General features: G+C 48.3%; 21 protein-coding genes. 15 read left to right on the top strand and 6 right to left on the bottom strand.

Going from position 1 to position 23,825, the window contains the following annotated elements; all coding sequences use genetic code 11:
- Window positions 1–58: 58 nt before the first annotated feature.
- Both CSW98_RS09695 and CSW98_RS09700 read left to right on the top strand, forming a co-directional pair.
- A complete protein-coding gene (locus CSW98_RS09695; RefSeq protein ID WP_100800283.1) occupies window positions 59–487 on the top strand; it encodes an SRPBCC family protein in 429 nt (142 codons plus the stop codon).
- Entirely contained in the window at window positions 487–828 is a 342-nt protein-coding gene (locus CSW98_RS09700; RefSeq protein ID WP_100800284.1) for an RnfH family protein, read from the top strand. Before CSW98_RS09695 ends, CSW98_RS09700 begins: the two co-directional genes overlap by 1 nt.
- A 59-nt stretch (window positions 829–887) precedes the next feature.
- Here the strand turns inward: CSW98_RS09700 and bamE are convergent, their stop codons facing one another.
- The 3 genes from bamE to nadK all read right to left on the bottom strand — a co-directional run bounded on the left by bamE (window position 888) and on the right by nadK (window position 4,091).
- The gene (bamE, locus tag CSW98_RS09705; RefSeq protein ID WP_100800285.1) at window positions 888–1,247 is read right to left on the bottom strand and encodes an outer membrane protein assembly factor BamE; all 360 of its coding nucleotides are present in this window, start codon (window positions 1,245–1,247) and stop codon (window positions 888–890) included.
- Window positions 1,248–1,403: 156 nt separating this feature from the next.
- Window positions 1,404–3,065 (bottom strand): DNA repair protein RecN, encoded by a 1,662-nt coding sequence (gene recN / locus CSW98_RS09710; RefSeq protein ID WP_100800286.1) that lies wholly within the window; start codon window positions 3,063–3,065, stop codon window positions 1,404–1,406.
- A gap of 141 nt (window positions 3,066–3,206) precedes the next feature.
- Window positions 3,207–4,091 (bottom strand): NAD(+) kinase, encoded by an 885-nt coding sequence (gene nadK / locus CSW98_RS09715; RefSeq protein ID WP_100800287.1) that lies wholly within the window; start codon window positions 4,089–4,091, stop codon window positions 3,207–3,209.
- Between the two features lie 176 nt (window positions 4,092–4,267).
- Here nadK and grpE point away from each other — a divergent pair, with 176 nt between their 5' ends.
- The 3 genes from grpE to dnaJ all read left to right on the top strand — a co-directional run bounded on the left by grpE (window position 4,268) and on the right by dnaJ (window position 8,488).
- Window positions 4,268–4,894, top strand: coding sequence for a nucleotide exchange factor GrpE (grpE, locus tag CSW98_RS09720; protein ID WP_100800406.1), 627 nt, complete (start codon window positions 4,268–4,270; stop codon window positions 4,892–4,894).
- Between the two features lie 272 nt (window positions 4,895–5,166).
- Window positions 5,167–7,080: a molecular chaperone DnaK gene (gene dnaK / locus CSW98_RS09725; protein ID WP_100800288.1), complete on the top strand. Its 1,914-nt coding sequence runs from the start codon at window positions 5,167–5,169 to the stop codon at window positions 7,078–7,080.
- Between the two features lie 259 nt (window positions 7,081–7,339).
- Window positions 7,340–8,488, top strand: coding sequence for a molecular chaperone DnaJ (dnaJ, locus tag CSW98_RS09730; protein ID WP_100800289.1), 1,149 nt, complete (start codon window positions 7,340–7,342; stop codon window positions 8,486–8,488).
- A 74-nt stretch (window positions 8,489–8,562) separates the two neighbouring features.
- Here the strand turns inward: dnaJ and CSW98_RS09735 are convergent, their stop codons facing one another.
- On the bottom strand, window positions 8,563–8,973 hold the full coding sequence (locus CSW98_RS09735) for a type IV pilin protein (RefSeq protein WP_100800290.1): 411 nt from the start codon (window positions 8,971–8,973) through the stop codon (window positions 8,563–8,565).
- Between the two features lie 102 nt (window positions 8,974–9,075).
- On the opposite strand from CSW98_RS09735, the gene CSW98_RS09740 reads away from it, so the two are divergent.
- The 5 genes from CSW98_RS09740 to tadA all read left to right on the top strand — a co-directional run bounded on the left by CSW98_RS09740 (window position 9,076) and on the right by tadA (window position 11,610).
- Window positions 9,076–9,573, top strand: a complete 498-nt coding sequence (locus tag CSW98_RS09740; protein ID WP_100800291.1) for a pilus assembly FimT family protein — start codon at window positions 9,076–9,078, stop codon at window positions 9,571–9,573.
- Window positions 9,551–10,186 carry a hypothetical protein gene (locus CSW98_RS09745; protein ID WP_100800292.1) on the top strand — a complete coding sequence of 212 codons (636 nt, stop codon included), beginning with the start codon at window positions 9,551–9,553 and terminating at the stop codon, window positions 10,184–10,186. Before CSW98_RS09740 ends, CSW98_RS09745 begins: the two co-directional genes overlap by 23 nt.
- Window positions 10,183–10,572 (top strand): hypothetical protein, encoded by a 390-nt coding sequence (locus CSW98_RS09750; protein WP_100800293.1) that lies wholly within the window; start codon window positions 10,183–10,185, stop codon window positions 10,570–10,572. Before CSW98_RS09745 ends, CSW98_RS09750 begins: the two co-directional genes overlap by 4 nt.
- Complete coding sequence (locus tag CSW98_RS09755) at window positions 10,562–10,993, top strand: type IV pilus modification PilV family protein (RefSeq protein ID WP_100800294.1); 432 nt, start codon at window positions 10,562–10,564, stop codon at window positions 10,991–10,993. Before CSW98_RS09750 ends, CSW98_RS09755 begins: the two co-directional genes overlap by 11 nt.
- An 83-nt stretch (window positions 10,994–11,076) precedes the next feature.
- Window positions 11,077–11,610 (top strand): tRNA adenosine(34) deaminase TadA, encoded by a 534-nt coding sequence (gene tadA, locus CSW98_RS09760; RefSeq protein WP_269799021.1) that lies wholly within the window; start codon window positions 11,077–11,079, stop codon window positions 11,608–11,610.
- A gap of 291 nt (window positions 11,611–11,901) precedes the next feature.
- Here tadA and mltF read toward each other — a convergent pair whose 3' ends face one another.
- On the bottom strand, window positions 11,902–13,482 hold the full coding sequence (mltF, locus tag CSW98_RS09765) for a membrane-bound lytic murein transglycosylase MltF (RefSeq protein ID WP_100800295.1): 1,581 nt from the start codon (window positions 13,480–13,482) through the stop codon (window positions 11,902–11,904).
- A 320-nt stretch (window positions 13,483–13,802) separates the two neighbouring features.
- Between mltF and purL the strand changes: the two genes are divergently transcribed.
- Window positions 13,803–17,696 carry a phosphoribosylformylglycinamidine synthase gene (gene purL / locus CSW98_RS09770; RefSeq protein ID WP_100800296.1) on the top strand — a complete coding sequence of 1,298 codons (3,894 nt, stop codon included), beginning with the start codon at window positions 13,803–13,805 and terminating at the stop codon, window positions 17,694–17,696.
- A gap of 164 nt (window positions 17,697–17,860) precedes the next feature.
- On the opposite strand, the gene CSW98_RS09775 is transcribed toward purL, so the two are convergent.
- Window positions 17,861–19,333 carry an aminoacyl-histidine dipeptidase gene (locus tag CSW98_RS09775; protein ID WP_100800297.1) on the bottom strand — a complete coding sequence of 491 codons (1,473 nt, stop codon included), beginning with the start codon at window positions 19,331–19,333 and terminating at the stop codon, window positions 17,861–17,863.
- A gap of 853 nt (window positions 19,334–20,186) precedes the next feature.
- On the opposite strand from CSW98_RS09775, the gene CSW98_RS09780 reads away from it, so the two are divergent.
- The 4 genes from CSW98_RS09780 (at window position 20,187) to crl (ending at window position 23,821) form a co-directional block, all read left to right on the top strand.
- Window positions 20,187–21,476, top strand: coding sequence for an NCS2 family permease (locus tag CSW98_RS09780; protein ID WP_100800298.1), 1,290 nt, complete (start codon window positions 20,187–20,189; stop codon window positions 21,474–21,476).
- A gap of 36 nt (window positions 21,477–21,512) precedes the next feature.
- Window positions 21,513–21,971 (top strand): xanthine phosphoribosyltransferase, encoded by a 459-nt coding sequence (gene gpt / locus CSW98_RS09785; RefSeq protein ID WP_100800299.1) that lies wholly within the window; start codon window positions 21,513–21,515, stop codon window positions 21,969–21,971.
- Between the two features lie 107 nt (window positions 21,972–22,078).
- Complete coding sequence (frsA, locus tag CSW98_RS09790; RefSeq protein WP_100800300.1) at window positions 22,079–23,323, top strand: esterase FrsA; 1,245 nt, start codon at window positions 22,079–22,081, stop codon at window positions 23,321–23,323.
- A gap of 93 nt (window positions 23,324–23,416) precedes the next feature.
- The gene (gene crl / locus CSW98_RS09795) at window positions 23,417–23,821 is read left to right on the top strand and encodes a sigma factor-binding protein Crl (RefSeq protein WP_100800301.1); all 405 of its coding nucleotides are present in this window, start codon (window positions 23,417–23,419) and stop codon (window positions 23,819–23,821) included.
- The last annotated feature ends 4 nt before the right edge of the window (window positions 23,822–23,825 follow it).

A 23,825-nucleotide genomic window follows, 5' to 3' on the forward strand; every position in this document is an offset into this window, starting at 1 on the left:
GAAGAAGAGCAAAAATAGCGTATTATCGCCCGATTACAAAGGGATAAGAGGAGTTGAAATGCCGCAGATCAGGCGTTCGGCACTGGTGTCATACAGTGCCAGACAGATGTATGATTTAGTCAATGACGTGGCGCATTACCCCGAGTTTTTACCTGGTTGTGCCGGAGCTGAAGTGCTGGAATTTTCCGGAGAAAAAATGTTGGCATCGGTGAATGTGTCAAAGGCCGGGATCAGTAAGACTTTTATCACGGCCAACACCCTAGAGAGCGGAACGTCTATTCTGATGGAACTGGTGGATGGCCCTTTTCAGCATCTGCGGGGGGGATGGTATTTCACGGAGTTGGATGAGTATGCCTGCAAGGTTGAGCTTAAGCTGGAGTTTGAGTTTTCCAGTCGGCTGATAGAGCTGGCCTTTGGCAAGGTATTTAATGAACTGACAAATAATATGGTAACCGCTTTTACCCGGCGGGCTAAACAGGTGTACTGATGAATACAATTCGGGTCGAGGTAGTGTATGCGCTGCCTTATGAACAAAAAGTGTTTGTTGAAATGGTGGAAAGCGGTTCTACAGTGGAAGAGATTATCCGCCGTTCCGGTGTTCTGGAGGCGTATCCGGAAATCGATCTGAGTAAAAATAATGTGGGTATTTATAGCCGTAATGTCAAGCTGGATATGCAACCTCAGGATAAAGACCGTATCGAGATCTATCGGCCATTGCAGGCGGATCCAAAAGAGATCCGGCGTAGACGGGCGGAACAGGCCAGAGTATCCGGTACAGCGGATCCGGTAACCGGTGGAAAACCTAATGTGTTCAAAAAAGCGGACTGACCGGCTGATAGAGCAGAGGCTCGCCAGAGCGAGCCTCAATCGTATTCAGATATCAGGATTCAGTTAATACTTTCAAAGAAAGTATTGCCGGCCTGGAAATCACCCATAATATCGACCAGCGTATTCTGTTCGCTGAAATGTACCAGCAGATTTTTCTGTACGGAATCGTCGTGCCCTGGAGTATGGTGATAAATATAGTACCAGGTATTTGGGTAGCCGTTCTCTACCAGCATTGGAGAGCCCAGCACAAAGCGAACCTGCTCTTTTGTCATACCGAATTTCAGTTGATCGACGGCTTCCTGCTCGACATAGTTGCCCTGATTAATATCAATTCGGTAAACCAGTTTTTCTGCTACCGAGCATCCGGTCAGCATTGTTACTGCCAGTGGGATTGCCACTAACCACTTTTTAAACTGCATAGCTGATACTTCTTATATCTCTAATCTAAAATCTGACTGATAATAAACAAGCTCTGGCACGATGTAAAAAGATACTGTACCAAAGCCTGTAGATGAGACCGTAATTTTTGAGATTAGTTGCAAATATCTCTGCAAGTTTATCTGTTATTCCCGAATTTATGCTGCCAGCAGTTCTTTGGCATTTGCCAGTGTTGTGGCGGTAATCTCACTGCCTCCCAGCAGACGAGCCAGTTCAGAGACCCGTTGCTCTTCATTGAGCGGGTACATCCGGGTTTCTGTATTACCTGCGGTTGTTTTTTTCGACACAAACAGCTGCTGATGTCCGCAACCAGCTACTTGTGGGAGGTGAGTCACGCACAATACCTGAGTGGATTCTCCCAGAGTGCGCAGCATCCTGCCGACAACCGCGGCTGTCGGACCGCTGATCCCCACATCGACCTCATCAAAAATCAGACTTGGAGTATCCACTTTCTGCGCGGTAATCACCTGAATAGCGAGAGAAATCCGCGACAGTTCACCGCCGGAAGCAACTTTGGCAATCGGTGACATGGGTTGCCCCGGGTTGGTGGAAACCAGAAATTCGACATGGTCAATACCCAGCGGAGAGGCATGTTTTGCTTCTGCTGTAACCTGAATAGTAAATTTGGCTTTTTCCATGCTGAGTTCATGCATGCTTTTGCTGATCAGTTTATCCAGCTCTTTTGCATAACGGATGCGTGATTTATTGAGTTTTTCTGCATCAGACAGATAGCTTTGGTAGCGTTTTTCGGTTTCTTCTGCCAGAGCATCCAGTTTTTCATCCGAGCAGTCCAGCTCTTCTATCTGTTTCAGTAGCTGCTGATGGTGTGTATAAAGCTCTTCTGGCTGAACATAATGCTTGCGCGATATCGACATTACTTTAGAGAATCGCTCTTCTACATAAGCCATTCTTTCCGGATCTACGTCAATACCGTCCAGGTAATGGCGCAACTCACTGTTGGTTTCTTCTATCTGAATAATGGCTTCGTCCAGCATGGCGGGCAGAGCTGATAGTTTGGGATCCAGTTCGGCCAACTGGCTCAATGACTGACTGGCCGATTGCAGCAGACTGAGTGCGTTTACCTCTTCTCCTTCATACAGAAGGCTAATGGTCTGCTGGCAGTGAACAGCCAGATCTCCGCTGTTATTCAGCAGCTTATGCTCTTGTTCCAGTTCGATAAATTCAGTTTCACCGATAGCAAGCTCATTCAGTTCTTTGATCTGGTATTCAAGCAGTTGTTTCTGAGCCATATTTTCCTGACTGTTCTGCCGCAGTTCTTTCAGGTTATTTTCGGCTGAGCGCCATTTCTGGTAGCTGTTCTGGGTTTTGTCCGTCAGGTTAGCATGCCCGGCATACTGATCCAGCATAGAAAGCTGGTAGTCACTTTTCATCAGTTGATGATGGGCATGTTGTCCGTGGATATTGATCAGCTTCTGTCCCAAAGACTTGAGCTGTGAAACAGGAACAGGGCTACCGTTGATAAAAGCACGGGAGCGGCCGTCTTTGGTGATCAGGCGGCGCAAAATACATTCGTTGCCATCCAGTAGCTCATTGTCTTCCAGCCAGCGGGTAGCATGAATGTTATTGTCTAAGAGAAAGGCGGCGCTGACTTCGGTTTTTTCTTCTCCGGGGCGAACCATACCTGTTTCTGCCCGGTCGCCAAGGCATAAGCCCAACGCATCGATGGCGATGGATTTACCTGCTCCGGTTTCACCGGTAATGGTGGTCATTCCCTGAGAAAGTTCCAGTTGCAGAGATTTAACGATCGCAAAATTATTCACACTTAAATGGGCCAGCATCCTGAGTACCTGTGTAATTAAACAATACTGTATAGAAAGACAGTATATACTGTTTCTTTATACAGTAAAGTGGTGCTGGTGATTTTTATGTGAACAATTTATTTTTGTGATCTTAGTGATGATTTCTGTCGTCTTACCTGCTTAAAACAGCTTACTGGACCAGCCAAGTTTGTTTCTGAGTACATGATAATAACTATAATTTTTCGGGTGGATCAGACGCAGTATATTGGGGCTTTGGTAGATAAGCACTTCATCACCGGGTGAAACCGGTAGTGAGATCTGTCCGTCACAACTGATCTCCTGTGTGCCACGGTTATCCGGTGACACCAGCAGTTTTATGGTGCGCTCACCGTCGACCACCAGTGGGCGTGAAGACAGGGTGTGCGGAAACATCGGCACCAGTGAAATGGCATTCAGGCTGGGCGAAAGGATCGGACCGCCACCGGATAAAGAGTAGGCGGTTGAACCGGTCGGGGTTGAGACGATCAGGCCATCAGAACGCTGGGAAAAGGCGAAGCTGTCATCAATATACACTTCGAATTCAATCATATGGGCGATTTTCCCTGGATGGAGTACGGCTTCGTTCAGTGCTGCATTTTGACTTTTTCGCTGACCGTGACGGTAGACTTCAGTTTCCAGCAGAAAGCGTTTCTCTTCCAGATATTCACCCTGTAGTACGTTTTCCAGCGTGGAGCAGAACTCATCCGGATTGAGATCCGTCAGAAAACCGAGGTTGCCACGGTTTACCCCTATCACAGAAATATCAAAGCGGGAAAGTACCCGTGCAGCGCCCAGCATATTACCGTCGCCGCCGACAACAATAGCCAGATCGGCTTTTTCACCAATATCGATCAGGCTGGTAAAGTGTTCTTTGGGGATGGTATCCAGAATATCGGCCAGCCGTTCATCAACCAGAACCGGATAACCTTTGGCATCCAACCACTGAAAAAGTTCTTTATGGGTCTGAATGGCTTGATGGTTGCGTGGCTTACCTATAATAGCAATGATATTAAACGGCTTTTTCATGCGGATATTCCAGTTTGAAATTTTATGCTTGAATCACAGATGTTCGTCCCCATAATAAAGGCAACAAGTTTGAATGTGCGAGTCTTTTATATCAAGTTTAGGTCAATTGCCTGCAGAACAGGCGTGTGTCACCGGAACAACCTGATATAACAATGAATCTGAAGTCTGGAGATATCATGACCAACGAAGAAATTAAGGTAAACGAAGAAGAGCTGAAGACGCAGGAAACAGCGGCTGAGCAGGAAACAGAAGTTGAGACAGAGATTGACGCGGACGTTGTCGGTACTGATGCGGATATCGACTGGAACGACGACGAACAGGACGCTGAAGCGTCTAAAGTTGCTCAACTGGAAGCGGCATTGCTGCTTAGTGAAGCTAAGGTGAAAGAGCAACAGGATTCTGTACTACGAGCCAAAGCAGAAGTGGAAAACATGCGTCGCCGTACTGAGCAGGAAGTCGATAAGGCACGTAAGTACGCACTGAACAAGTTCTCAGAAGAACTGTTGCCAGTGATCGATAACCTTGAGCGTGCGATTCAGGCCGCAGATACTGAGAATGAGGCGGTGAAGCCTCTGCTCGAAGGTGTGGAACTGACGCATAAAACGTTTGTGGATGTGATTGCTAAATTCGGTCTGAAAGAGATCAATCCGGAAGGGGAAGCGTTTAATCCTGAATATCATCAGGCGATGTCTATTCAGGAAAGTCCGGATCACGATTCCAATACGGTTATGTTTGTGATGCAGAAGGGCTATGAACTGAATGGCCGTGTTATCCGCCCGGCGATGGTGATGGTTGCCAAATAAGGCTGGCTGAGCGACTGAGGGGACCGGATCAGTTCCGGAACCTTGCTTGGAAAAAGGTTGCACGGGTGTGCAGCCTTTTTTGATCCGGTGGAATAATTGCGGAAAATTTTATATTTTCCCCTTGAAAACTTATTCAGCGCCCTTATCTAAAGGGCATAGATGAAGCAAGTGCTTTGCATTTTATTTTGAAGTACAGGGTTGAATCCCGGCTTCACATCCCCACATAGGGGATATAGCAAAAAAGAATAGATTGAATTTTCGGAGATAGCCTGATGGGTAAAATCATTGGTATTGACTTAGGTACTACTAACTCTTGTGTTGCCGTACTGGACGGTGACAAACCACGCGTAATTGAAAATGCTGAAGGTGAGCGTACCACAGCATCAGTAATCGCTTATACCGATGGCGAAACACTGGTTGGTCAGCCTGCAAAACGTCAGGCAGTGACTAACCCGGAAAATACGCTGTTTGCAATCAAGCGTCTGATCGGTCGTCGTTTTGAAGACGAAGAAGTTCAGCGTGATATCGAAATCATGCCATACAAAATTGTTAAGGCTGATAACGGTGATGCATGGGTTGAAGCACGTGGCCAGAAAATGGCTGCACCTCAGGTTTCTGCTGAAGTCCTGAAAAAAATGAAGAAAACGGCTGAAAGCTTCCTGGGTGAAGAAGTGACTGGTGCAGTAATTACTGTTCCTGCTTACTTTAACGATGCACAGCGTCAGGCAACAAAAGATGCCGGCCGTATCGCGGGTCTGGAAGTGAAGCGTATCATCAACGAACCAACAGCTGCGGCACTGGCTTACGGTCTGGATAAGCAAGGCGGCGATCGCACGATTGCTGTGTATGACCTGGGTGGTGGTACGTTCGATATCTCTATTATCGAAATTGATGAAGTGGAAGGCGAAAAAACATTCGAAGTTCTGTCAACCAACGGTGACACTCACCTGGGTGGTGAAGATTTCGATAACCGTCTGATTAACTATCTGGTAAACCAGTTTAAATCAGAACAGGGTATCGATCTGAAGAACGATCCTCTGGCAATGCAGCGTGTGAAAGAAGCGGCTGAAAAAGCAAAAATCGAGCTGTCTTCAGCACAACAGACTGACGTAAACCTGCCATACGTAACAGCGGATGCGACCGGTCCTAAGCACATGAACATCAAAGTGACCCGTGCGAAACTGGAATCACTGGTTGAAGATCTGGTTCAGCGTTCTCTTGAACCACTGAAAGTTGCTCTGGCTGATGCGGATCTCGCGGTTGGCGACATCACTGACGTTATCCTTGTTGGCGGTCAGACTCGTATGCCAATGGTTCAGGCGAAAGTGGCAGAGTTCTTTGGTAAAGAAGCGCGTCGCGATGTTAACCCTGATGAGGCTGTTGCTGTAGGTGCTGCGGTACAGGGTGGTGTACTGGCTGGTGAAGTGAAAGACGTATTGCTGCTGGACGTAACCCCTCTGTCTCTGGGTATCGAGACTATGGGCGGCGTGATGACTAAGCTGGTTGAGAAAAATACCACGATCCCAACTAAGGCGAATCAGGTGTTTTCTACTGCTGAAGACAATCAGAACGCAGTGACTATTCACGTACTGCAGGGTGAACGTAAACAGGCGATGTACAACAAGTCTCTTGGTCAGTTCAACCTTGAAGGTATTAACCCTGCTCCTCGCGGTATGCCGCAGATCGAAGTGACCTTTGACCTGGATGCGGATGGTATCCTGCATGTGTCTGCAAAAGACAAGCAAACAGGTAAAGAGCAGAAAATCACCATTCAGGCATCCGGTGGTCTGAACGATGAAGAAATCGAAAAAATGGTACAGGAAGCAGAAGCCAACAAAGAAGCGGACAAAAAGTTCGAAGAGATGGTAACTGCCCGTAACCAGGCTGATCAGATGATCCACGGTACCCGTAAGCAGATTGAAGAAGCGGGCGACGCTCTTCCTGCAGACGAGAAAGAGAAGATTGAAGCTGCAATTAAAGAGCTGGAAGAAGCGAAGAACGGTAACGATAAAGAAGCCATCGACGCGAAAGTTCAGGCGCTGATTGCTGCTTCTCAGAAACTAATGGAAATCGCTCAGCAACAGGCTCAGGCACAACAGGCTGCTGGTGCGGATGACGCTCAGCCGTCTCAGGACGATGACGTTGTCGATGCAGAGTTTGAAGAAGTAAAAGACGACAAGAAGTAAGAACTTGTTGCCGTAGACACTGCTCTCCGGCTTAAAGTCTTTAGTCAGATTTGTTGCGGGCGTCAGAGTTTTTCTCTCGCCCGCATGTTTGTAGTTACAGCGTCCGTCTAGATAATACTATTTTAGTTTAATAGAACTGGGCTTAGTTAAGAATTGAGTTTGGTTAAGAATTTGATTTCTTAGCAGTAATATTATCTAGATCGATATAGAAATGGAGAAGCATCTGCTTCTTGCTGGAAATAAATTGGTAGTTTAAAACATGTCAAAACGTGATTTTTACGAAGTATTAGGCGTTAGCCGTGATGCCTCAGAGCGAGATATTAAGAAGGCGTATAAGCGTCTTGCGATGAAGTTCCACCCGGATCGGAATCAGGGTGATGAGAGTGCTGCGGACAAGTTTAAAGAAGTAAAAGAAGCGTATGAAATCCTGACGGATCCACAGAAGAAAGCCGCCTATGATCAATACGGCCATGCTGCATTCGAGCAGGGTGGCGGCTTCGGTGGTGGTGGTTTTGGCGGCGGCGGTGCCGATTTCGGTGATATCTTTGGTGATGTTTTCGGTGATATTTTTGGTGGTGGTCGTCGCGGCGGCGGTGGTCATGCCCGTGCGCAGCGCGGTGCGGATCTGCGCTATAACATGGATCTGTCACTGGAAGAAGCGGTGCGGGGCTGTGAAAAAGAGATTCAGGTTCCGACTCTGGTTGAATGCGAAGTTTGTCATGGTTCCGGTGCGAAACCCGGTTCTCAGGCTCAGACCTGTCCGACCTGCCATGGTCATGGTCAGGTACAGATGCGTCAGGGATTCTTTGCGGTTCAGCAGACCTGTCCAACCTGTAACGGTAAAGGTAAGATCATCAAAGATCCATGTACCTCATGTCATGGTCAGGGACGTAAGCAGAAGACAAAAACTCTGAATGTGAAGATCCCAGCGGGTGTGGATACCGGAGACCGTATTCGTCTGTCCGGCGAAGGTGAAGCCGGAGAGCAAGGAGCACCGGCAGGGGATCTGTATGTTCAGGTGCATGTGCGTGAGCACCAGATCTTCGAGCGCGACGGCAATAACCTGTATTGTGAAGTGCCAGTCAGCTTTGCTCAGGCGGCGCTGGGTGGTGAAGTTGAAGTACCGACTCTTGATGGCCGGGTAAACCTGAAGGTGCCGGAAGAGACACAAACCGGTCGCATGTTCCGCATGCGTGGTAAAGGTGTGAAAGGGGTACGCGGCGGCGCGGTGGGTGATCTGATCGTCAAGCTGGTGGTTGAAACACCGGTTAAGCTGAGCGCGCGGCAGAAAGAGTTGCTGAAAGAGTTTGAAGAGAGTTGTGGTGGCGAGGCAGCCAATACGCACAGACCGAAGTCTGAAGGCTTTTTCAAAGGCGTGAAGAAATTCTTTGATGATCTGACCGGTTGATCCCGGCATTACTTCGTCATCCGATAACAGACCAGACCGGCCGGGTATATATCCTGCCGGTTTTTTTGTTTCTGCTACCAGCAGGAAGCGGGTTTTCTCTCGCCTCTGGCATTCAGGACCAATGTTCCGCACGGGTCAGAATCCTGTGCAGCCTGCGGAACTGCCCGGATGGTATAGATGTCTTCTCCGGTCAGGGAAAAACGGTAACGATCGTCGTCGGTATCACATAAGCTCTGCGGGCACCCTGTATTCAGCAAATCAAGGTCATAGCCGCTTAGTGCATCATACGTCTGCTCCAGTTGCAGTTGGATCCTGACCATATCTGAGATAGCTTGCGAGCGGTGTGCTTTCTGCACTGATTTTGTGTAGCCGGGATAGGCGACTCCCGCAACAACACTGATGATAATAATGACGGTCAGTATCTCGAGTAGTGTCATCCCTCTGATACGGACTGCGTACGATTTACATATATTTATTCGAAGCATTTCCTGTTCTTATCCTCTTCTTTTTCCAGTATTTTCAGTAACTGCTAGCATGGCTGCAAGTGTCATTGACAGGCTGCACAGAGTTGCACCGGGATTTGGGAAATGCCTCGCGGATTTACGCTGATTGAAACGCTTATTTCATTGCTGGTTATGTCTGTTCTTCTGGCCGGCGCAGCCCCCGGCTTTGAGCGAATGATCCAGCAGTACCGAATGAAAAGGCTGGCGGCTGAGCTGCAGGGCTTTTTTAGTCAGGCGCGTCTGGAAGCGGTCATGCGTCACCGGGATCTCTGGATTCATTATGCACAACAAGGGAACAGCCAGCGGGGCTGGATACTGGTTCTCAGAGAAGATGATATGCCGGTTACCTACACAACCGCGGCGGATCATTCCATTATGCTCAGCCGCGGTGAGGAAGCACAGATACAGATAAACTGGGAAACGGTAAAACTGGACGGCGTAAGCGGCAAGCCAGACCGGCCCGGCAACATCCGTTTTGCGGTACAGGAGGCCGCAGATAAGCCGCTGAAACTGGTCTTTCATCATATTACCGGCAGAGTCCGGATATGCGGTGGCTATTATGGTTATCCCGCCTGTCTATAGAGGACATACTGGGAACGCGGCTCGCCGGCTGCGGCAGGATCAGTGTGGTACATCGCTGATCGAACTGATGCTGGCAATGAGTTTAAACCTGCTTATTCTGGCATCGGTCGGTTCGGTGTTCATTTCCGGGCAGAAGCTCATAACAGATAAGGGGAAGCAATTGTTACTGATGCAGGAGCTTTCCGGAGCATTAAGATACATCAAAGACGATATCCGCAGAGCCGGTTATATCCCTGATCAGGACAGCAGCCTGATGCAGAAAGGAACACATCATGTCGTTCAGACCGGTACTCAGATGCTGAGTTATGTGTATCACAATGCAGACGGTCAGTATGAGCAGGTGGCGGTGAAAGAAAATGTAAATTCAGACAGGCAGAAGGTTCTGGGACTGTGTATTAATACTCAGTCTTCTCTGCCGCATATCAGCGACTGCTCCCGCTATTTTTCACTGCTGGATCAGAGCCGGGTTCGACTGACAGAGTTACAGATAGAGTCTGTTGCTTCCGTAACCGCGCAGCCGCTGATCCGGATCCGTTTGTCGGCTGAGCTGAGTGAGGAGCACGGGGTTCGACGAACCCTGTCGGTTAGCGTACAGCCGAGGAACGGATCATGAACGGGCAGCAAGGAGCCATTACCCTGCTGATGACCAGCATGCTGCTGGTGATGACTCTGGCCCTTTCCATTACCGGTTACCGGCAGCTCTATTTTCAGATAAAACGCAGCCAGAATGAGCTGATTTCCCGTCAGGCATTCTGGATTGCTGAAGGTGGGCTGGAATGTTTGTATGCCCAGCTTCAGGTTGTCCATTCTGTTCCGTCACCGTTCAGTTTGTGCGGCCTTCCTTCCGGGCTGGAACTCATTCTGTCGCCGGAAGGTGAGGGCAGATACCGTGCCGAAGCCCGTTATAGCCATGTTCGGATCTCTCAATCTGTCCGCATTGATGAGCGTGACGGTACATTCGAATTCATCCGGATACAGGGAAGCTGGCGTGATTTCTGAGCATATGATATCGGGTAATAAAGGTGTGGCTCTGATGGAGGTGCTTCTCTCTGCTGTGCTGCTTTCGGTCGGGGTGTTGGGCTTAATCAAATTACAGGTGTATATGGATCGGCAACTGGATACTACCCTCTGCCGTACCGAAGCTTTGTACCTGGCTGAGGCTAAACTGGAATTCTTCCGCAGTCGCTCAGTACCGGAAGGGGAACTCGGGAAGACTTCTGCAGTAATCAGTCATTCTGCGGGAATAAGTAATGGACATGAAGTTCAGGGCAGTTACCGTATTCAGTGGTTTGTGTCTGATCCATTCCCAACCCTGAAATCAGTGCAAGTAACGGTCAGTTGGCAGGACAGGTTGGATATTACCCGCAGTGTCAGCCTCCGGACTTTGCTACCGGAATCTGGTGTGGTCTCCGGTATATGATGTATTAGCCTTGTCTTTTCTGCTTTCTTTCTCTCTCTTCTCCCCGTTACAATACTGGCTTTAATATGTAACCGGATGGGATTGTGCAGCAGACTTTTTCAGAACAGGACGAATTTTTTATGCGCAAAGCCATGGAGCTGGCGGCGATGGCAGAGCAGGAAGGTGAAGTCCCGGTCGGTGCGGTTCTGGTAAAAGACGGGCAAATTATTGCACAGGGCTGGAACCGTTCGATTGGTGAGCATGATGCTACGGCGCATGCGGAAATTCAGGTACTGAGAAAGGCCGGACAGCAACTGGGCAATTACCGTCTGACGGATACCACTTTATATGTCACGCTGGAGCCTTGTCCTATGTGTGCCGGAGCCTTGTTACACAGTCGGGTAAAACGGATTGTCTATGGCGCGCCGGATTTGAAAGCCGGTGCGGCAGGGACGGTACTGGATCTGTTTGCCAGTCAGGCTGCTTATCACTATGCCGTTATTGAATCCGGGCTGCTGGAATCGGAATGCCGGGAACAGTTACAGGCTTTTTTCAGACGTAGACGTAAAGAACAGAAAGCGCTCAGGCAGCAGGAACAGGTTCAGGAAACGAATCAGGATCAGGACAATAATCAGTGAAAGAAGAGGGGGGTTCAGAGGCAAACATCGTTGGATGTTTGCCATCAGGTGCTCAATTAGCGGTCTAACATAAAGGCATGATGACGCCAGATAATTTTCTTTTTGTTGTTCGCTAACATACGTTTGCGACGGTTAGATGCAACGGTCTTGTAGGCAAGACGCTTTGCCAGTCGTTTTCTGGATAACATAAATTATCTCCCAACTATAGTTATTGTAATTTCCGGCAGCGGATACGTTGTCCGCTGCCTGTAGCCGGTATATAACAGATTAGTTTATTAATAGCAATATGCTCTACGGCATATCAACTTCGCCAGCCTGTACGGCGGGGAGGATCGGAAGGGAACGCGGTGACGATTTATCGTTTTCCGTTGCTGCAGCTTCCTCTTCTTCCCTTTCAGCCGCTGTAAGTTCTTCCTGCTCAATATCGGTAAGAGGAATGTCAATAACCTGCAGATCATCCACATTGATTTCGGCTTCCGTCACCGTTTGTTTTTCAACATGGCCGATAATCGACTGGTAATAACCGCGAATATTTTCCACATATTTTCTGGCTTCATCGCCTCTGGCATAACCGTAACGGGTTTTGCTGTAATATTTTTGTCGTTTTAGCAGAGGCAGTCTGTCTTTTACGTCACTCCATGAATCAGGATCGCCCCCCTGCATTTTGGTCAGCCTGCGGGCATCCATCATATGACCATAGCCGACATTGTAAGAAGCAAGTGCAAACCACATTTTTTCATGATCTGAGATGGAATCCGGAACCCGGTCAACAATGCTGTTCAGATATTCAACCCCTCCGCGGATGGACTGCTCGGGATCCAAACGGTTTTTTACGCCGACAATTTTTGCTGTCGGCAGGGTGAGCATCATCATGCCCCGGACACCGGTCGGAGATTTTGCTCTCGGATTCCAGTGGGATTCCTGATAGGAAAGTGCGGCGATCAGACGCCAGTCAAACTGCTTGGAATATTGTTTGAACAACGGCTCCCACTGCGGTAGTTTTTCATCCAGAGCCCGGATAAAAGCCCGGGTATCCACATAGTCAAACGATTCTACATGACCGAAGTACTTCTCTTCCAGTTGTGCCAGTTCTCCGGATTGTTTGATATTACCGAAAAACTCGATCAGCAGGGCATACAGAGCTTCGTCATCAGAACGGCGCATAAACCAGGAAATAGGTTGATCTTCGGTCAGTTCCAGTCCCCGGTCGAGATCCGGATACAGACGTTGGCTCAGAGCCACTTCTACTGAATCAGCTACGGTAAAGGCCAGTTCACCGGTTGATACCCGTTCCAGCAGATCTTTTACATCTGCGTTTGAATCGCTGTTAAAGGTCAGCCCTGGATACTCTTGTTTCAGGGTTTCCAGCGTCTCTGTAAAGTGAGAGCCTTTGACAATAGTCAGTTGATCGTCGGTTTCCTGAAGCCGGTTGACCAGTTTTTCCAGGCTGTTGGGACGCCAACTGCCGGTTTTATACACCAGTTGCTGACTCACATAATAATAAGCAGGTGTTGCCCGGTATTTTTCCAGTCTTTCGGGGGACTGAGACAGACCAGCGGCAATAATATCAATTTCACCTTTTTCCAGTGCCGGAAACAGGCCGGTCAGGTGGTAAGCCGGTTTCATTTCCAGTTTTACGCCCAGCTCGTCGGCAAAACGTTTTGCCAGATCATAATCCAACCCCGTCGGGCCATCGGGCCCGATATAATAGGCTAGCTGATTGTTCAGAGTACCGACGCGCAGCACACCACGCTCCTGAACTTTTTCCAGTTCACTTTTCGGATCGGATTCTATCTGGCATCCGGTAAGACCAGCGCCCAGCAGGGCGGTCAGCGCCCACAGGCACAACCACCGGTAATAATTCTTATGCATTTGATTTTGTATCATAAAGCTTATCTCAGTGCTCTTTATAGCAGAGGGAGAGTCAGGGACAAAGCAACGGAAGAAAAACAGTCACGATTTTCTGATTCAGGCCGGGATTTTAACCAGTTCCGGGTAAATAACAAAAAATGACGCAAACGGTTGCTTTGGGTGTTACGTCACAAAAACTTTTCCTCTATAATACGCCGGCAATAAAAGAGGTGAAATTGGTATAAGTTTACAACAGGAATTTATCCTTAAGCGAGATCAGGCTGATTCCGTTGAATTTATTCCAATACCACCTTAATCAACTGCATAAGAGACCTAAGCACATGGAAATACTGCGTGGCTCCCCAGCTCTATCTGAGTTTCGAGTTAACAAACTGTTGGAACTTTGTCGTGAACGAAGCCTGCCTGTCACCGACATTTATGCCGAGTTTATGCACTTTGCAGACTTAACCGCAGACCTTGATGCGTCTGATGCGGAAAAGCTTGCCAAGTTGCTGACCTACGGCCCGACGATTGAAGAGCATGAGCCGCAGGGTATGCTGCTTCTGGTGACTCCTCGTCCGGGCACTATTTCACCTTGGTCTTCAAAATCTACCGATATCGCACGCAACTGTGGTCTGAGTAAGGTTAAGCGTCTTGAGCGCGGAACAGCCTACTATGTCGAAACTTCTGCCGAGTTGTCAGAGACTCAGTTGAGCGAGTTGAAAAGCATTATCCACGACCGGATGATGGAAAGCGTGTTTACTGATATGGCTCAGGCTCAAGCACTGTTCACTATTGCTGAACCAGCTCCGGTTGCTCATGTGGATGTGCTTGCCGGTGGCCGTCTGGCTCTGGAAGAAGCTAACGTTGCACTGGGTCTGGCTCTAGCGGAAGATGAAATCGATTATCTGGTAGAAAGCTTTACTAAGATGGGCCGTAATCCGAACGATATCGAGCTGATGATGTTTGCTCAGGCGAACTCGGAGCACTGCCGTCATAAAATTTTCAATGCAGACTGGACTATTGATGGTGTTAAGCAGGAAAAATCCCTGTTTAAGATGATTAAGAACACCTTCGAAACGACACCAGATTATGTGTTGTCTGCTTATAAAGATAACGCCGCAGTAATGACAGGTTCAAAAGTGGGTCGTTTCTTCCCGGATCCAGAATCTCGTCAGTATAACTACCACAATGAAGATGCTCATATCCTGATGAAGGTAGAAACGCATAACCACCCGACAGCGATTTCTCCGTGGCCGGGGGCTTCAACGGGGTCTGGCGGTGAAATTCGTGACGAAGGCGCAACGGGTATCGGCGGTAAGCCAAAAGCGGGTCTGGTGGGCTTTACGGTTTCTAACCTGCGTATTCCGAATTTTGAGCAGCCTTGGGAAACCGATTTCGGTAAGCCGGGTCGTATCGTAAACGCATTGGATATTATGCTGGAAGGTCCTCTGGGTGGCGCAGCATTTAACAACGAATTTGGTCGTCCGAATCTGCTGGGTTACTTCCGTACTTATGAAGAAAAAGTGAACTCCCATAACGGCGAAGAGATCCGTGGTTACCATAAGCCGATTATGATCGCTGGTGGTATGGGTAATATCCGTGACGAACACGTACAGAAACGTGAGATCCCGGTAGGCGCGAGTATCATCGTGCTGGGTGGTCCGGCGATGAACATCGGTCTTGGTGGTGGTGCGGCTTCTTCTATGGCGTCTGGCCAGTCTGCTGAAGATCTGGACTTTGCTTCTGTACAGCGTGAAAACCCGGAAATGGAACGTCGTTGTCAGGAAGTGATCGACCGCTGCTGGCAGATGGGTGAAGAAAACCCGATTGCCTTTATCCACGATGTGGGCGCGGGCGGTATTTCTAACGCACTGCCTGAGCTGGTTGATGACGGCGAACGTGGCGGTAAATTCCAGCTGCGCGATGTACCGAATGATGAACCGGGCATGAGTCCACTGGAAATTTGGTGTAACGAATCTCAGGAACGTTATGTTCTGGCCGTTGCTCCGGAGAACATGGACGAGTTTGACGCTATCTGTAAGCGTGAACGTGCGCCTTATGCGGTTGTTGGTGTGGCAACAGAAGAGCGTCACCTGACTCTGGAAGATTCCCATTTTGATAATACGCCGATTGATATGTCGATGGACATTCTGCTTGGTAAGCCGCCGAAGATGTCTCGTGATGCGGTGACGCTGAAAGTGCAGAATCCGGCTATTGACCGTTCTGGCATTGAAATGAATGACGCTGTGGATCGCGTACTGCGTCTGCCAGCTGTTGCTGAGAAAACGTTCCTGATCACTATCGGTGACCGCTCTGTAACCGGTCTGGTTGCACGTGATCAGATGGTTGGTCCATGGCAGGTGCCGGTGGCAAACTGTGCAGTAACCGCAGCAAGTTATGACACTTATCACGGTGAAGCCATGTCAATGGGTGAACGTACACCGGTTGCTCTGCTGGACTTCGGTGCTTCTGCCCGTCTGGCTGTCGGTGAATCTCTGACGAACATTGCGGCGACAGAAATTGGTGATATCAAACATATTAAACTGTCTGCAAACTGGATGTCTCCGGCGGGTCACCCGGGTGAAGATGCGGGTCTGTATGAGGCGGTTAAAGCGGTTGGTGAAGAGCTGTGTCCTGCACTTGGTCTGACCATTCCGGTTGGTAAAGACTCTATGTCGATGAAAACCAAATGGGAAGAAGATGGCGAGCAGAAAGAAGTTACTTCTCCGCTGTCACTGATCATTACCGCGTTTGCCCGTGTGGAAGATGTGCGTAAGACTGTGACTCCACAGCTTCGTACCGACAAAGGCGATTCCAGCCTGATTCTGATTGACCTGGGTAACGGTAAGAACCGTCTGGGTGCAACAGCTCTGGCTCAGGTTTATAAGCAACTGGGTGACAAGCCTGCGGATGTGGACAGCGCAGAACAGCTGAAAGGCTTCTATGACGCGGTTCAGGCTCTGGTTAAAGATGACAAGCTGGTGGCTTACCACGATAAAGGCGATGGCGGTCTGCTGGTAACGCTGGCGGAAATGGCCTTTGCCGGTCACTGTGGTGTGCAGGCTGATATTGCTGCACTGGGCGATGATGTTCTGGCGGCTCTGTTTAACGAAGAACTGGGTGCTGTGGTTCAGGTACTGAACAGCGATATCGAAGCGGTACAGGCAACACTGGCACAGTATGGTCTTGCGGAATGCAGCCATGTAATTGGTGCGGTAGAGCAGTCTGATAAACTGGTGGTTAAGTCTGGTGAAGATGTTGTGGTTGACCGTTCCCGTACCGAGCTGCGTACTATCTGGGCGGAAACCACGCATAAGATGCAGGCGTTGCGTGATAATCCAGCCTGTGCGGATCAGGAATTTGAAGCGAAGAAAAATGATGCGGATCCTGGCCTGAATGTGAAACTGAGCTTTGATGTGCATGAAGACATTGCGGCTCCTTATATCGCAACCGGCGCTAAGCCTAAGATGGCAATCCTGCGTGAGCAGGGGGTTAACTCTCATGTCGAAATGGCGGCAGCCTTTGACCGTGCGGGCTTTGAAGCAACCGATATCCACATGAGCGATATCCTGACGGGTCAGGCTGTTCTTGATGAATATAACGGTTTGGTGGCTTGTGGTGGTTTCTCATACGGTGACGTACTGGGTGCCGGTGAAGGCTGGGCGAAATCGATTCTGTTCAATGCACAGGCGCGTGACCAGTTTGAAGCCTTCTTCAAGCGTGAAGATACTTTCTCTCTTGGTGTTTGTAACGGTTGTCAGATGCTGTCTAACCTGCATGAGCTTATTCCGGGCGCGGATCTGTGGCCACGTTTTGTTCGCAACGAATCTGAGCGTTTTGAAGCGCGTTTCAGTTTGGTTGAAGTTCAGAAGTCAGATTCTGTCTTCTTTAATGGCATGCAAGGTTCGCGTATGCCGATTGCAGTTTCTCACGGTGAAGGTCGTGTGGAAGTCCGTGATGATGCGCACCTTGCGGCGATTGAAGCGTCAGGTACGGTTGCAGTTCGCTACGTGGATAACATGGGTAACCCAACCCAGCAGTATCCAAACAACCCGAACGGTTCGCCAAATGCGATCACCGGTCTGACAACGATAGATGGTCGTGTAACCATTATGATGCCTCACCCGGAACGTGTATTCCGTACGGTGGCTAACTCTTGGGCGCCGGATGCATGGGGTGAAGATTCTGCGTGGATGCGGATGTTCCGCAATGCCAGGGTAAATATTGGCTGATAGGATTAGTCATAGGGCACGGTAACGTGCCTTTGAGTGTTCAACGTCATGCTTAAAGCGAAGCACTCTGTATTCTTGATGTAAAAAAGCCTGCTAACTTAATCGGTTAGCAGGCTTTTTCTTTTATAGTATCTAGCTTCTGGAAGCGTAGCGATGACGGATCTCTATTTCTTTTCCGGGATATTTTCCAGAATTGCGATCATCTGTTCCCAGTATAAGGCGACGGTGCTGATCTCTACTTTTTCATCCGGTGAGTGCGGGAACTTGATCGTCGGACCGAAAGAAAGCATATCCATCTCCGGATAAGGTTTCTTGAACAGACCGCATTCCAGACCGGCGTGGATCACCATGATATTCGGTTTTCTGCCGTACAGCTTTTCGTAGGTATCACGGAAAACATGCATAATTTCTGAATCAGCATCCGGCTTCCAGCCTGGATAAGCGCCTTTGGACTCGATATGGGCACCAGCCAGCTCTGCCACGGAGGCCAGCATCTCCTGAATCTGGATACGACCGGAGTCGATCAGTGAACGGAGCAGGCAACGTACGGAGATCTGATTATCTTCGGTTTTGATCACACCGACATTCAGTGAGGTTTCTACCACGCCCTGAATTTCATCACTCATACGCATTACCCCGTTCGGGCAGGCATTCAGAGCGGCAATAAAGCGGGATTGTTCAGCCTGAACAAACGGAGCTTGTGCGGATTCGCTCACTTCATAGTAAGCAATAATATCGGTTTCAATACGGCCCAGTTCTTCTTTGATCAGGCTTGCATACTGGTTGAATTTTTCATGCAGCAGACCTTCATTCTCTACCGGCACAGCAACGGTTGCGAAGGCTTCACGAGGAATCGCATTACGCAGTGTTCCGCCCCGGAAATCGATCAGGCGCAGGTTCAGTTCCTGTGCACAGCCGGCAAGGAAACGAGCCAGCAGCTTGTTGGCATTACCGCGTCCGGTATGAATATCACAGCCGGAATGGCCGCCTTTCAGCCCTTTCAGGGTGAGTTGACGGGTAGAGAATCCTGCTGGCAGGGGCTCACGCTGCATGGTAAAAGTCAGCGTAGTATCAATACCTCCGGCACAGCCCATGTAGACTTCGCCTTCCTGCTCAGAATCAGTGTTCAGCAGAATATCACCTTCCAGCCAGTCTTTTTCCAGACCGAATGCGCCAGTCATACCGGTTTCTTCATTCATCGTCAGCAGCACTTCAAGCGGGCCGTGTTTAATCTCATCAGAAGCCAGAACCGCTAAGCATGATGCCATACCGATACCGTTATCGGCACCCAGAGTCGTACCTTTGGCCGTCACCCACTCACCATCGATATAAGGCAGGATCGGATCGGTACTGAAATCGTGAGCGGTGTCTTCGTTTTTCTGTGGCACCATATCAAGGTGAGCCTGAAGAACCACACCTTTACGGTTTTCCATGCCCTGAGTGGCCGGCTTTTTAATAAAGATATTACCGGTTGCATCTCTTTTTACGTTCAGTCCCTGCTCTGTTGCCCAGTTGACAATAAAAGCCGCCAGTGCTTCTTCTTCATAAGACGGATGAGGAATGGCACAAATCTGGTCAAAAAGTTGCCAGAGAGGTTGCGGAGAGAGAGAACTGATTTCTGAGTGTGGTTTTGTCACAGAAAACTCCTTATTTTTTGTTTTTAACCAGATTAGATCCTGAGTTATTTCAGTTTTGTCGGAGAAAATAACTGTTTAATCCATGAGATAGTAGCATGCTGTCATCATACCACTAGTTATCCTCATGCTGAAAGTCATATACGAGTTTGTCTGCCTGAGTCGATGTAACTGTTAATTGATATTTATGTAATTTAATTACCTTTTATGTGGTTTATTCAGGATAATGTAAAAAATGGTGATCGAGATCACTTAAAATCTTGTAATAAATTTTCATGGTGGTATATTTACAACCAATGGTTTTAAAGGTTCTGGTCTGGTGTTTTTTTTTTGCGACTGGCCGGAACCTTTACCCTGACATGTTTGAGTTATTAATCGTGGTTGTCAGTGATTGATTGCTTTACGTGTGATTTGAACTTGTTGTTCACCCTAATGTTATTGGAAATTTCTTACAGCCCTGGCGCTGTTCTTATTCTCCCGCTGCTTATTTTGAGCAGCGGTTTTTTCTTTTCTATAATGTAATCCATTACATAATTGCACTATATTTGTGCCTTTGGATTAAATCACTGCATTTATATAATTTTTGCTATGTTTAGCAGCGGAAAAATTCGCTGAAATGACCTGTTGTATTATTACATGGTTAAAAAACACCCATGCCATTGTCTGGTTTTTTCGTTTTTTAATCATTGTGTTATGTTGTTTTTTCTGTTTTTTGACTGTGGGTGGTTGTTTTTTTGCAGCAAAAAATGCCCTGAACAGCAGTCTGATGGTGGAATTTGGTTTTTGATAACTTTATAATTCGCGCAAACGTTTACTTTACAGTTTTTCTTTTTAACTACATTTTTAGGATATCACGATGCTGGAAAAGCTATTTAAACTGAGTGAGAACGGAACCAATGTTCGCACTGAGATTATTGCCGGTGTAACCACATTCCTTACTATGGCTTACATCATTTTTGTTAACCCTGCGATCCTGTCTGCTACAGGCATGGACAAAGGCTCTGTGTTTGTTGCAACCTGTCTTGCTGCGGCGATTGGCTGCTTTATTATGGGCTTTATCGCAAACTACCCGATTGCTCAGGCTCCGGGTATGGGTCTGAACGCCTTCTTCACTTATTCTGTTGTTCTGGGTATGGGCCATACCTGGCAGGTAGCACTGGCTGCGGTATTCTGCTCTGGTGTGCTGTTTATCCTGCTGAGTCTGTTCCGTATCCGTGAATGGATCATCAACTCTATTCCTATGTCTTTGCGTATGGGTATTTCTGCCGGTATCGGTCTGTTTCTGGCGTTTATCGCTCTGCAGGGTGCCGGTATTGTCGGTGATAACCCGGCAACACTGGTTTCAGTCGGCGATATGACAAATCTGCACGCTATCCTTGCGGCGGTTGGTTTCTTCCTGACAATTGCTCTGGTTACTCATGGCTTCAAAGCAGCGGTAATGATTGCGATTCTGGCTATTACTGTTCTGGGTATTCTTTTTGGTGATGTGCAGTACCACGGTATTATGTCGACTCCACCAAGTATTGCTCCGACATTTATGCAACTGGACTTCTCTGCTGTATTTGAAGTGGGTATGATCTCCGTTGTGTTTGCATTCCTGTTCGTTGACCTGTTTGACACTGCCGGTACTCTGGTTGGTGTGGCAACAAAAGCAAACCTGATCAAAGAAGACGGTAAAATTCCTCGTCTGAACCGTGCGCTGCTGGCTGACTCTACCGCAACGGCTGTGGGTGCGCTGCTGGGTACATCAAACACTACATCTTATGTAGAAAGTACTGCGGGTGTTGCTTGTGGTGGCCGTACTGGTTTAACGGCGGTTGTTGTTGGCATTTTGTTCCTACTTGCATTATTCTTCTCGCCACTTGCAGGTATGATCCCAGCTTATGCAACTTCCGGTGCGCTATTCTATGTAGCGATCCTGATGATGTCTGGTCTGGTGGCTATCGACTGGCGCGATCTGACTGAAGCGGCTCCTGTCGCGGTTGTGTGTCTGTTAATGCCTCTGACTTACTCTATTGCCGATGGTATTGCATTTGGTTTTATCTCTTATGCAGCTATCAAGGGTCTGAGCGGTAAAGGCCGTGAAGTTCCGGTTGGAGTTTGGGTGCTTGCTGTTATTTTTGCACTGAAATTTGCATTCGCGTAATGGCGAATGCGGTAAGCCGAACAGGTTTTTAATATTATGAGTAATAAATTCATCATCACTTGGGACAATATGCATCATTATTGTCGCCAACTTGCGGAACGCCAAATGCCAGCTGAGCAGTGGAAAGGAATTATTGGCGTAAGTCGTGGAGGACTGGTTCCGGCAGCAATTCTGGCTCGTGAGCTGGGTATCCGTTATGTGGATACCGTCTGTATTTCGAGCTATGACCACGACCATCAGCGTGACATGACCGTACTGAAAGCGGTTGAAGGTGATGGTGAAGGTTTCTTGATCGTTGATGATCTGGTAGACAGTGGTGATACAGCACGTAAGATCCGTGAAATGTATCCGAAAGCAAAATTGGTGACCGTATGTGCCAAACCGGCTGGTGTAGATCTGGTTGATGAGTATGTTGTTGATATTCCTCAGAATACCTGGATTGAGCAACCATGGGATATGGCATTGACCTTTGTTGAGCCTGTCAATAAAAAATAAGCTCTTCGCTTTATTCTGCCTGTTTACCGGCAAAATTCAGAAAATGACCCGACTCCGGGTCATTTTTTTTATATGATAAGAACATATTGTCCAAATTATGGCTGGCTATGTCTGACTCTCAAAGTAAAAATCTCTCCGAAACCTTGTTTAAAAAACACAGACAAGCGAAAGAAACTTCCCAACTGACCCGTTATTTGCCCAGCAGTCTGGAACTGCTGAAAGAGAAGCGGGAGCGTGAAGGGTATTCCTGGTACCGCAACTTGCGCCGCTACCATTGGATCTGGTTGGGTATGGATCCGATAGAGCAGGAAAGGGTGCTGGCCAAAATCGCCTCTTCGCCGAATTCCCGTTCGGAAGAACAGTGGCTGGATACCGTGATGGGGTATCACTCCGGAAACTGGACCTATGAGTGGATAGCTCTGGGAATGGAGCATCAGAAAAAAGCGGCAGACATGGAAGGGGATGCGGCTGCCGATGAATACGCCTATGCCAGCTTGTGTTTTGGTCTGGCCGGTTATCCGCACCTGAAAGGTGACAGTCTGGCGCTGCAGGCTCAGGCACTGGCCAGCACGGCCTATGATGAGGTCGGGAAGCACAGCCGCTACGTGATCAAGCAGGTTGAGGTTCCTTTTGAAGGGAAGAAAATTCGTGCTTATCTACACCTGCCGCACACGAAAGAGCCGTTGCCGGTTGTTGTTGTCGGTGCCGGTCTGGACAGTCTGCACAGTGATTTATGGAAGCTGTTCCGGGATTATCTGGCTCCGGGCAATATTGCCATGCTTATTCTGGATATGCCTTCCGTCGGTCACAGCAGCCAGTTTACGCTTACGGAAAACAGCTGTTCATTGCACCGTGCTGTGCTGGAGAAGCTGCCTGAACTGCCGTGGGTGGATCACCACAGAGTCGGTTTGCTTGGTTACCGTTTTGGCGGTAATGCGATGGTTCGTCTTGCCTTTATGCAGCCGGATAAAATTAAGGCGTGTGTTTCTATTGGTGCGCCTATCCATCATTTCTTTTCAACGGCAGATAAAGTGAAAGGTGCATCGAAAATGTATCTGGACGTGCTGGTCTCTCGCCTGGGAAAAGCATCGGTGGATCTGAACAGCTTTGCCGGGCAGATGCAGGCGTGGTCACTGAAGTCGCAGGGTTTTTTCTCCGGACGTAAAACTAAGGTTCCAATTCTGGCGGTGGCGCTGGAGGGCGATCCGATTTCGCCTTATTCGGATAACCGGTTGGTGGCGATGTTCAGTGATGGCGGAAAAGCCAAACAGATTTCGGCACGTTCTATTTCTGTCGGTTATGAGCAAACCCTCGATTTAGCAATAAAGTGGCTAAAAGATGAATTAAATTGATGACTTTTGTTGATGTTTGGTTAAATATAGTTTCTCTTTCGTACAAAAAACACATTTGATATTTCAAATTATTACAAAGAAATGGAGATTCCTATGACGGAAGTAACGGCTAATCCCACACATTTTAGGTTGTTAACTGCGCTTAGAGCCATCGGCCCCTACCTGAGAGAGAATGATTCTCAGGACGGAAATTATCTGTTTGATTGTCTGTCTGTCTGTGTCGATGATCAGAAATCACCGGAAGAACGCGAGTTCTGGGGGTGGTGGATGGAACTGGAATCCTGTGTCCGGGAAGAAGTGACACAAGGCTTCACTGCCAACTTTGAGATCGGTCTGTACAATCAGTCCGGTTGCTGGGAAAAATCGAAGGTTCCGGATAATGTCCGTGACGAAGTGACCCGGACTCAGAATGAATTTATGAAAAAACTCAGCAAAGTGCTGGAAGAGCGTTTTGGTCTGGAGTTTGGTTTACATACTGAATCTGCAGAATTTGTCTGACCAC

The organism is Vibrio sp. HA2012, assembly GCF_002812955.1.
Classification (GTDB): Bacteria; Pseudomonadota; Gammaproteobacteria; order Enterobacterales; family Vibrionaceae; genus Vibrio.